5 protein-coding genes and 1 pseudogene are annotated in these 6,195 nt (G+C 66.7%); 5 read left to right on the top strand and 1 reads right to left on the bottom strand.

Annotation, left to right across the window (positions count from 1 at the left end; genetic code table 11):
• The first annotated feature begins 587 nt into the window (after window positions 1–587).
• From AB0950_RS40225 to AB0950_RS40210, 4 genes are all read left to right on the top strand, one after another.
• Window positions 588–1,043 carry a hypothetical protein gene (locus tag AB0950_RS40225; RefSeq protein ID WP_366780799.1) on the top strand — a complete coding sequence of 152 codons (456 nt, stop codon included), beginning with the start codon at window positions 588–590 and terminating at the stop codon, window positions 1,041–1,043.
• Window positions 1,044–1,380: 337 nt separating this feature from the next.
• Entirely contained in the window at window positions 1,381–2,445 is a 1,065-nt protein-coding gene (locus AB0950_RS40220; RefSeq protein WP_366780798.1) for a hypothetical protein, read from the top strand.
• 454 nt (window positions 2,446–2,899) lie between these two features.
• Window positions 2,900–3,277 carry a hypothetical protein gene (locus tag AB0950_RS40215; protein ID WP_366780797.1) on the top strand — a complete coding sequence of 126 codons (378 nt, stop codon included), beginning with the start codon at window positions 2,900–2,902 and terminating at the stop codon, window positions 3,275–3,277.
• A gap of 2 nt (window positions 3,278–3,279) precedes the next feature.
• Window positions 3,280–5,268: a protein phosphatase 2C domain-containing protein gene (locus AB0950_RS40210; RefSeq protein ID WP_366780796.1), complete on the top strand. Its 1,989-nt coding sequence runs from the start codon at window positions 3,280–3,282 to the stop codon at window positions 5,266–5,268.
• Window positions 5,269–5,550: 282 nt separating this feature from the next.
• Here the strand turns inward: AB0950_RS40210 and AB0950_RS40205 are convergent.
• Window positions 5,551–5,862: pseudogene (locus AB0950_RS40205) on the bottom strand (lasso peptide biosynthesis B2 protein); the annotation flags it as partial.
• 8 nt (window positions 5,863–5,870) lie between these two features.
• Here AB0950_RS40205 and AB0950_RS40200 point away from each other — a divergent pair.
• A complete protein-coding gene (locus tag AB0950_RS40200) occupies window positions 5,871–6,104 on the top strand; it encodes a hypothetical protein (RefSeq protein ID WP_366780795.1) in 234 nt (77 codons plus the stop codon).
• The last annotated feature ends 91 nt before the right edge of the window (window positions 6,105–6,195 follow it).

The following is a 6,195-nucleotide window of genomic DNA, read 5'->3' as shown; positions in this document are numbered from 1 at the left end:
TCAGCCCGCCCCCTTGCGCATACCTCATAACGTCGGCATACCGCAGGGATCATGAGGCGTCAGCCCCTACGACACCACGCTTTGAAGGTCAGTAGTTCGGGGGGAAGCCGCTCGCGGCGGTCTCGCACAGACCGAGATTCTGCACGCTGAGATCGAATCCGCTGTGCAGTCGCAGAGGGCACCTCAATGCGGGCGCCTACAACATGCCGGCGACCGGCTGCTTCCCGCTCTCGGCACTGGTACAGCATTGGCGAGTTCCGTTGCGGCAATGCTGGAAGCCCTCCAGCGCTTCCCGTGGCCATGAGCCTCCTGAGGCATGTAGCACCCCTGCTGAACTCCTGAGCCCCGCGCGCCATACCGGAGCTTCACGGGCCGCGGGGGTCTTGCCGTGGCCTTACCCGGGGAGGGCGGGCTGGTGCGTAGGATGCGCGGCTAACGGATCACTGGGAGGGGACAGTATGAGAACACGTATACGGGTCACGGCGGTTGCAGCCGCGGCGGCACTGGGTTTGGTGCCGATCAGCGTAGGCACAGCGTCCGCGGCCCCGGCCGGCACGCAGGCGTCCGGGCCTCACCAGATTGGGACCTTGAAGGAGTGGGCCAGCGGCATCCCCAGTTCCTTCCAACGGGGCGGCACGATCGACGTCACCATGTCCTACACGCAGAAGTCCCCGGACGTCCTGGCCCCGGCCGGCTTCGCGCTGTCCTTGTGGAACTTCGCCGCCCCCGGCCTCATGCAGATGCGCGGCATCTCCGCCATGTGGTGGAATCCGGTACACCACCGCTGGGAGAAGGCCAGCTACTACAACTCCAACGGACTGATCGGTCTCAATCTGCCCGGCTACTCGCCCACGGTGAAGGTCGCCTCCGGCAAGGTCGGCCACGTCTACCTGCACGTCACCTTCAGCAAGACCGCCTACACGGGCACGTGGCACTTCGAGCCGATGGTGAACTCCTACTGGCTGCTCACCTCGAAGGGCGCCTACGACAACAACTACCTCGGCGACAGCAGGAGCCAGTACACCTCCACCCTGCGCCCATGAGCGGATGCGCCGGCTCACCGCCGTGTCCCGCACGCCTGTTCTGTGGTTCCCGGTCCGGCGGCGGGGATAGCCTGTCGACAGTGTTCGTGGCGTTCCCTCCGCGCCGCCTGTGGCGGGGCGCCGCGCATACGACTGGTCACGCCGAGCACCACGCACTATATGTCCGATTGCAGCCGGGTGTGAGCCTCGCCTGGCACTCGGCCGCCGCGCTGATGAAGCGGCATCTTCCAGCGCCCGTGCGCGGCCTTTGCGGATCGGGGACAGAGAGATGGGCCGTAAGGCCTGACGCCCGGTGTGCTTCTGGTTCTGTCCTGGATCGGCGGGTACTTGCAGCGCCATGGGATCTTTGGGTTCGCCGGTTTTGCTGGTGTTGTTCGTGGCCAGTGCCGCTGTCATTTGGTTCGCGGGTATCAAGCTGTCGGACACCACCGATGTGCTCGCCGAACGGCTTCACCTCGGCAGCGCGTTGGGCGGTCTGATCCTGCTGGCGATCGCCACGAACCTTCCCGAGATCGCGATCACCGCGAGCGCGGCGATGGCCGGCCAGCTCGACGTCGCCGTCGGCAACATCCTGGGCGGCATCGCCCTCCAGACCATCGTCCTGGCCGTCCTGGACGCTGCCGGCGTCCGCCCGCGCGTACCGCTGACCCGCCTGGCGGCCAGCCTTCAACTGGTACTCGAGGGAGCCATGGTGGTGGTCGTCCTGGCCGTGGTGGTCATGGGCGCCCAGCTCTCCCCGAACCTGCGCGCCGCCCGCTTGGCCCCCGCTTCGGTGGCCGTCGCCGTCCTCTGGGTGATCGGCCTGATCCTGCTCAACCGGGCCGGCCGCGGTTTGCCCTGGCGAGAGGGCGGTGACGCCCCCGACAGCCAGCCCGAACCGCGCGGCCACTCCAAGACCAAGAAAGAGAAGGCCGCCAGCGACAAAGGCGTGAGCACCGCACGCGCCGGGCTGGTATTCGGCATCTCCGCACTGGCCACCCTCGTGGCCGGCGTCGTGATCGAACGCAGCGGCGAGGAGTTCTTCGCCCGCCAGGGCCTGAGCGGTGTGCTGTTCGGCGCAACCGTGCTGGCGGCGGCCACCTCCCTGCCCGAACTCAGCACCGGCCTGACCTCAACGAAGATGGGCGACTACCAGCTCGCCATCAGCGACATCTTCGGCGGCAACGCCTTCCTGCCCGTGCTGTTCCTGCTCGCCACCGTCATCTCCGGCAAACCGGTGCTGCCGGCCGCGCGCAACACCGACATCTACCTCACCGCGCTCGGGATCATCCTGACCGTGGTCTACATGGCGGGGTTGATCTTCCGCCCCCGGCGCCAGTACGCTCGCATGGGCATCGACAGCATCGCCGCGGTCGTCATCTACCTCATCGGTATCGCCGGACTGGCCACCATCACCACCTGACCGCGAGACGCATACCCAGCCGCGCCCGCAAGGCCGTCCCGCTCCATTGACCCGCGTGCGGGGATTCGCGGGAAGTGGCCGGTTGCGCCGGCGGCGTCGGTGTCCGCTCAGCAGAAGGCGCGGCGGTTGAAGTCGTGTCCGCCGCTGGTGTGATACCGGTCCTCATCGCCGTGCTGGAAGCGAGGCCGAAGCGGCAGGCCGGATGAAGGGCCTGCCCGACAAGCCCTGCCGCGCCTGGCTGCGGGAAGTGCTGCTGCTGTGACTGATGGACAGCGTCAACATCCTCACCACCCATCTCCAAGGCATCGATCGGCAAATGAGCGCGAATGGCTGCCGTTGGCAGTTGTGACCGTCACACTGTGAGGTAGGACAACTGAGACGCTTCGTAATCGGGGTACTGATGCAGGTCGAGGATTCCACGAGCCATGGACGAGGGAGATCCGATTCGGATCGCGTGCTGCACTTGCTGTTGTCCATCGCGTTCGACCCCGAGTTCGACCCCGAGTCAGCCGAACGGCTGACGCGCCAATTGCGTGCTGAGATCGCCGAGCTGGATGTCGAGTCGATTGCGCATGCGCCCGCCGGGGCGTCCCCTGACGGGGCGAAGGGGTCCGATGCCGTCACGCTGGGAGCAGTCGTCGTCGCACTGAGCGCATCGAGTGGAGTGTTCACCACGCTCATCGAGACATTGCGAGACTGGCTCGGTCGGCATTCCGCGCGGCATCGCATCTCGCTGACCATCGACGGCGACTCCATCGAACTGGAGCGGGCGTCCGCCGCCGAGAGGCAGGAACTGATCGATGCCTACGTGCGTCGTCACACTGGCAGGTAGCCATGGGCCGCCGACTGGCGCTGCTGGTTGCCACGTACGAGTACCAGGACGACGAGCTGAGGGCGCTCACCACCCCGGCGCATGATGCGGAGGCACTCGCCGCCGTCCTGAAAGACCCCGACATTGCGGGCTTCGAGGTCACCACGCTGATCAACGAGCCGCACCATCGGGTCGGCGAGTCCATCGCCGACCTCTACCGCGACCGGCGGCGTGACGACCTCACCCTGCTGTACTTCACCGGCCACGGCCTGAAGGACAACGACGGCAGACTCTACCTGGCAATGACGAACACCCGCCGTAGCAGTCTGCTGTTCACCGCGCTGTCCGCACAGCAGATCGACCAGGCCATGTCCGACTGCATGTCCCGACAGAAGGTACTGATCCTCGACTGCTGCTACAGCGGCGCCTTCCCCGCGGGGCGCCTCGCCAAGGCCGACACGGACGTGCACACGCTTGAACGCTTCCAGGGCCGGGGACGGACCGTGCTGACTGCGTCCGACGCCACCCAGTACTCCTTCGAAGGCAGCCAGTGGCACGGCACGGCCGTGCAGTCAGTGTTCACTCGCCACCTGGTGGCGGGCCTGCGGGATGGTAGCGCCGATCTCGACGGCGATGGCGACATCACTCTCGACGAGCTGTACAGCTATGTCTACGACCGGGTCGTTGACGAGATGCCACAGCAGCGCCCGAAGAAGCAGGACAACGTTGAGGGCCGCATGGTCATCGCCCGGAACATCAACTGGTCCCTCCCGACGTACCTACGCCACGCGCTCAGCAGCCCGGTCCCCACCGACCGGCTCAGTGCCCTCGACGGGCTGGCCCACTTCCACCGGATCGGCAACAATCTCGTTCGCCGACGCGTCCTCGACGAGATCCAGCGCCTGTTGGAAGACGACAGCCGGACCGTGTCCGCCGCCGCAGCAGCCCGCCTCCAACCGCTCCTTCCGCCGACGCCCGAACCCACGCCGCCAGCCGCGTCGGAGCCAAAGCAAGCCCTAGAAGAGCGGGCCGCCCCTCTCGGCCCCCGACCTGTCACCTCAGGAACTCAGTCCCCGGACGCCACAGCGCTGACCAGCCGGGAGCAGTGCAGCGTCAGCGGCGCTGACGGCCCCGCCGCGCGAGTCACGGTGGGTCCACCCAGCCCAGAGTTTGAGGCGCGGCCACCGGGACAATACTTCTTCGACTTCCCCGACACGGAATGCGACGGCTGGTCAACTCCCGCCCTCACCTTACGTTCTGCCTCGGTGCGCGGTGATGCGCACCGCTACGCCGGACAGCCACGCCAGGACGCCGTGCGTACCGCAGCGCATGGCCCCACGGGCAGCATCGTTTTCGCCGTCGCCGACGGCTCAGCCGGCGCCGCGGAACCCGCGCTCGGTGCCGTCGAGGCATGCCGGGCCTCCCTGGAGAAAATGCTCCACCAGTTGTCTCAAGATCAGGGGCAGCTGGACTTCCACGATGTAGCCCGCCATGTCACCAAGCGGCTGTGGGAGCTCACCCAGTGGCGCCTGAGCGGCAAGGGCTTCCAGCGAAGCGACGTGATGCAGTTGTACGCGACCACACTCGTGATCGGAGCGGTGCGCCCCCACCCGGCAGGGCCCGTGGCCGAGGTCTGTCGAATCGGGGATTCGGCAGCCTGGGTGCTGGATTCATCGAGCGGGCAATATCAGCCGCTGTTCGGCGCGGAGACCGCCTCGGATGCCTTGATGGCGTCGGACGAAGCGATGACCCTACTGCCAAATGTGCCCGATCTGGTGAAACACACCAGTACCCGCCTGACCTCTCAACATGCACTGCTGGTTGGCACCGCCGGTTTCGCCGAGCCGCTTGGCGACGGCCGCGGTCAAGTCGGTGCCCTGTTCGCCAAACACCTCTTCCCACCACCTCCTCCTCTGTGGCTCGGGCACCTGCTCGACTTTTCATGGGAGACCTTCGACGACGACCGCACTCTGCTAGCCATCTGGCCCCAGGCGCCAGCAGAGTCACGATGATCCCAAGGACTTACAGTCTGCGCTGGTAGGAGTCGTGCACTCGGTTCGAGAAGCGGCCGCCGTCCGGACATGCCGCCGAGCCGCCCGGCCTCTCGCCACCATGTTGACCGTGTGAAAGGCGGCTGACATGGCCTCGATGTGCACGTTTTCGATCCCGTCGGATACGAAAGGGTTCCAGAAGGATTCGTCGCTCCGCACGTCGATCGCTCAGTCGTCACGCGCAGTGGGCCACTACACAAGTTGAGTCAGGGCCGGTTCTCGTCAACACGGGGCGGGCACTGTTCAAGTGTTCCCCACCGCACCAGGTGGCCCCGCTGTGCGGTTCTCCGGCAATGCCGGTGGTACCTGCAGCAAGATCGCGTACGCGCTCGTGTCCTGCGGCTCGCCGACCGGCCGCCCCTCTGCTTCTACCCACGCATGCGCGGCGAACGGCGGTGTGCGGACGCCTACGCACCACGTCGGCCACCTTCCTTGCCCGCGGCACAGCAGGACGGTGGCCAGGGAACGAGGGAGGCAGTAGGAGCCGGCACACTTGGTGCTTACTGCGACGACGTCGCCTCGCGCCCGCAGCGCCTGTTCATACGTGGCTGGACGGACGTTTCTTGGCCGCAGCCGGAACAGGCCCACACGTCCTGGTCTACGACACGGCCGCCTGGCGGACCATCCGCCGCCTGCCCCACCCCACCGGCACCACCACCCTCGCCTTCAGCCACGACAGCCGCCTACTGGCCACCGGCAGCTACGACAACACTCTGCGCCTGTGGGAACTCACCGGTCCCGACATCCCGGTCCAGCAGCTCACTGAACCGGCAACCATCTACGCCCTGGCCTTCTGAGCTGACCCCGGATTCGTGGAGTCCCTGAAGCCAGGCTTATGATCCTGGCCCGAAGGAGAACCACGAGCAGTGCCAGCACCACGCAAATACC

It is taken from the genome of Streptomyces sp. NPDC007189 (assembly GCF_040703635.1).
GTDB lineage: Bacteria > Actinomycetota > Actinomycetes > Streptomycetales > Streptomycetaceae > Streptomyces.
The sequence above is the reverse complement of the archived record's forward strand: the minus strand, read 5'-3'. Positions and strand labels throughout refer to the sequence as shown.